The following is a 2,966-nucleotide window of genomic DNA, read 5'->3' on the forward strand; positions in this document are numbered from 1 at the left end:
AATTTAAGTCAAATCGTAATATCACCCAGATAGCCATAGAAAGTGGATATGAAACCAATGCCTCTTTTACAAAAGCGTTTAAAAAACATTTCGGAATAACCCCAAAAGAGTTTTCTGCTGATGCCAAGCAAATAAAAGGGACGAACATGTTAACACCAAAATTTGTAGAGATAGAGCCGATAAATGTACTGTATGTTCGAAAAACAGGGGCTTATAATACTTCTTGTGGGAAAGCATGGGAAGTATTGATGAAATTTGCGTATGAGCAAAAGATCAAATACAAAAAAAATCTGCTGGGTAAAGATGCAAGAACACTGGGAATAGGGCATGATAATCCAAATGTAACCGAAGCTGATAAACTTCGATGTGACGCATGTATCAGTTGGGATGATAAAAATGTTGTACCGATAGGTGAGGTACAGACTAAAACAGTTTCAGGAGGGAAGTATGCAGTCTTTTTACATAAAGGTGCATACGAAAATTTAAAAGCAATGTATGATCAAGTTGGCGACTGGATTGTAGAAAATAGTACTGCACTACGTGATGAACCTATATTTGAGAGATATCTAAACCGTGACCCACGTCGTACAAAAGCAGAAAATCTTCGTACTGAGATTTATGTGCCGATAGCGTAAGTTATCTATATTAACCAAGAGATATAGCAATAGTAGCTCTCTGGCATTGTTGCCAGCAGAGCACGAAAATCTATTTCAAATCAGAGACAAGCACTTTGCCTTCAATCATCTTTGGAATCCAAATCGTTTTGTTTTTCATATCAATCCAAAAATCAGCAGGTCCCGCAATAGGGTCGATTTTTATATCACTTTCGGCTTTTGTTTTGAGATTATAGGTGTGGATTACCCCCGCTTTTTCCATTTTTACCCAGTCGGAGAAATAGAGGGAATTTCCAACTTTTTGAACACCATCAAGTATCCCCTCAGTTTTTGCAAGAGGGGTAACCGTACCGCTTTTCGGATTAATCTCGACAAGTTTACCGCCTCCGCCAAACATATTTTCCGGTGTTTTACCCAGCATAAGTGCGTAGAGTTTCCCCTCGGTATAGTAAACACCATTAGCAGTAGGGAGATCAGCTATCGCTTTATAGGTTTTGGTTTTGACATTGAGTTCATAAATTTTACCGCTATCGGTCGCGCTGACGATTAAGGTATGAGCATTCTTTACCGTGATGTCGTTGAGAAAATTTACCCCATCAAATGCGAGTGAAAATACCTGTTTTTTTGTCGTAATATCAAACCCTTTGACTTCATTCACATCCGCGACATAAAGGGTATTTTGAATCAACGCCAAACCCTTTGGAGCATTGAGAGCAGTTATAAAGGTTTTATCGACCATTTCACCTTTTTGATTCAGAAGCGAGATATATCCGTCACCGTCTTTGTCTGTCGGCTTTAATTCAGCACCGACGTTTGAAACAAAAGCTTTTTTCCCATGTACGAGTACGCTCTCAGGATGTCCTCCTACATCAATCTCTACTTGTCCGCCAAATGCCACAGCCACCAATGCCATACTGAGTAATACACTTTTCATTTTTCCCCTTTTTTTAAGATTTAAACGCTTCTTCAAGCGCCGCCGTGTCTTCAAAAAACCGACACACTACTATTTTGCCATCTTGAAATGTGGCGACTAAAGACCAATGTGAACAAAAAAGTTTCCCTGTGCTTTTGACGATATGTTCGAAATAGCCGTATGCCATTACTGTATCATCTTCTTCCATAATGCCCAAAAATTCAAATTTTTGCGTCTCGAATGCCTCGGTTAGATTGGCAAATAGTTGTTTAAAACCTTCATGACCCACGTAGGTACCGTATAAAAAACATTTTTCATTTGGTTCTTCTTTGATAGCAATGTATTTTGCATTATCAGCTACAAAGGAGAGCATTTTCTGTTCATCTGTTTTCGCTGATTTGAAAAACTCTACAAGTCTATCTTTGTTGTTCATTGTATAGCTCCGTGTTCTTTGTCGTAGACATCAAATACCTCTTTTGCGGCAAGTGCTCCGTTGATAGCGGTAGGAAACCCTGAATATACTGCCATTTGCGTAATAATCTCGATAATTTCCGTTTTTGTAACGCCGACATTAAGAGCGGCATGAATGTGTACTTTTAATTGCGGAGTGGCGTTTCCCATTGCCGTCAATGCCGCAATAGTTGCAATTTCTCTATCTCTAAGGTTTAACCCCTCTCTTGAATAAATATCACCAAAAGGAAATTCGATGGTATATTTAGCCAAATCAGGAGCTATATCTTTAAGTGCATTGACAACATTTTCACCCGCTTTACCATCTACCTCTTTGAGCTTTTCCCAACCTCGCTCATATCTTGACTGCATCACATTCTCCTTTTGCTCAGCGGCATTACACCCGAGCATCCCGATAAAGATAACGAATAGTATTTGTTTCATTTCATAATCCGGTATAAAATTTGTCGAAACAATTGTACCGCTAAATCCAAAAGGGCTGTTAGTCTATGACATCAAATTTTTTATCCGTGACGTTATATGCTGATAGTAAAATTACTTTTTTAGTTTATCGATTATTGCTTTCGCCATGCTTTTACTGGAAGATGGGTTTTGTCCGGTAATCAGGTTTCCATCCACTTCGATATGATCTGCCCAATTTTCTTTTGAGATGAAAATAGCTCCGCGATTTTTGAGTTCTGTTTCTAGTAAAAAAGGCATTTGTTTCTCAAGTTTACCGGCAAACTCTTCTTGATTGGTAAAACTGGTTACTTTTTTCCCTTTAACCAACGCTGTACCATCGGGTAGATTGATATTTACCAAACTGGCTGGACCATGACAAACGGAAGCAATGAGTTTATTATCTTTTGCAAAATTTTCAAGTACCTTTTTGATTGTCGGATCTGTAGGTAAATCAAACATGGCTCCATGACCGCCTGGAATATAAACCGCGTCATATTTTGAGAGATCAACCCCTTCGAGTTGCACAC

At 38.8% G+C, this 2,966-nt stretch carries 5 protein-coding genes; 1 reads left to right on the forward strand and 4 read right to left on the reverse strand.

The window, feature by feature from the left end; all coding sequences use genetic code 11:
- Window positions 1-635 (forward strand): AraC family transcriptional regulator (locus WA010_RS13130; RefSeq protein WP_422557567.1); only part of this gene is annotated, 635 nt, incomplete at its 5' end.
- 70 nt (window positions 636-705) lie between these two features.
- Here WA010_RS13130 and WA010_RS13135 read toward each other — a convergent pair.
- The 4 genes from WA010_RS13135 to WA010_RS13150 all read right to left on the reverse strand — a co-directional run.
- Window positions 706-1,548 carry a hypothetical protein gene (locus tag WA010_RS13135; RefSeq protein WP_422557568.1) on the reverse strand — a complete coding sequence of 281 codons (843 nt, stop codon included), beginning with the start codon at window positions 1,546-1,548 and terminating at the stop codon, window positions 706-708.
- Window positions 1,549-1,561: 13 nt separating this feature from the next.
- On the reverse strand, window positions 1,562-1,960 hold the full coding sequence (locus WA010_RS13140) for a nuclear transport factor 2 family protein (RefSeq protein WP_422557569.1): 399 nt from the start codon (window positions 1,958-1,960) through the stop codon (window positions 1,562-1,564).
- Window positions 1,957-2,421 (reverse strand): carboxymuconolactone decarboxylase family protein, encoded by a 465-nt coding sequence (locus tag WA010_RS13145; protein WP_422557570.1) that lies wholly within the window; start codon window positions 2,419-2,421, stop codon window positions 1,957-1,959. The genes WA010_RS13140 and WA010_RS13145 overlap by 4 nt, the downstream gene beginning before the upstream one ends.
- Before the next feature lie 111 nt (window positions 2,422-2,532).
- On the reverse strand, window positions 2,533-2,966 hold a 434-nt coding region (locus WA010_RS13150), incomplete at its 5' end, for a type 1 glutamine amidotransferase domain-containing protein (protein ID WP_422557571.1).

It is taken from the genome of Sulfuricurvum sp., from assembly GCF_049305995.1.
Taxonomy (GTDB): domain Bacteria; phylum Campylobacterota; class Campylobacteria; order Campylobacterales; family Sulfurimonadaceae; genus Sulfuricurvum.

Coding starts and splice junctions, on each gene's coding strand:
- WA010_RS13135 (WP_422557568.1), bottom strand. CDS start 1,548: ATGAAAAGTGTATTACTCAGTATGGCATTGGTGGCTGTGGCATTTGGC.
- WA010_RS13145 (WP_422557570.1), bottom strand. CDS start 2,421: ATGAAACAAATACTATTCGTTATCTTTATCGGGATGCTCGGGTGTAAT.
- WA010_RS13140 (WP_422557569.1), bottom strand. CDS start 1,960: ATGAACAACAAAGATAGACTTGTAGAGTTTTTCAAATCAGCGAAAACA.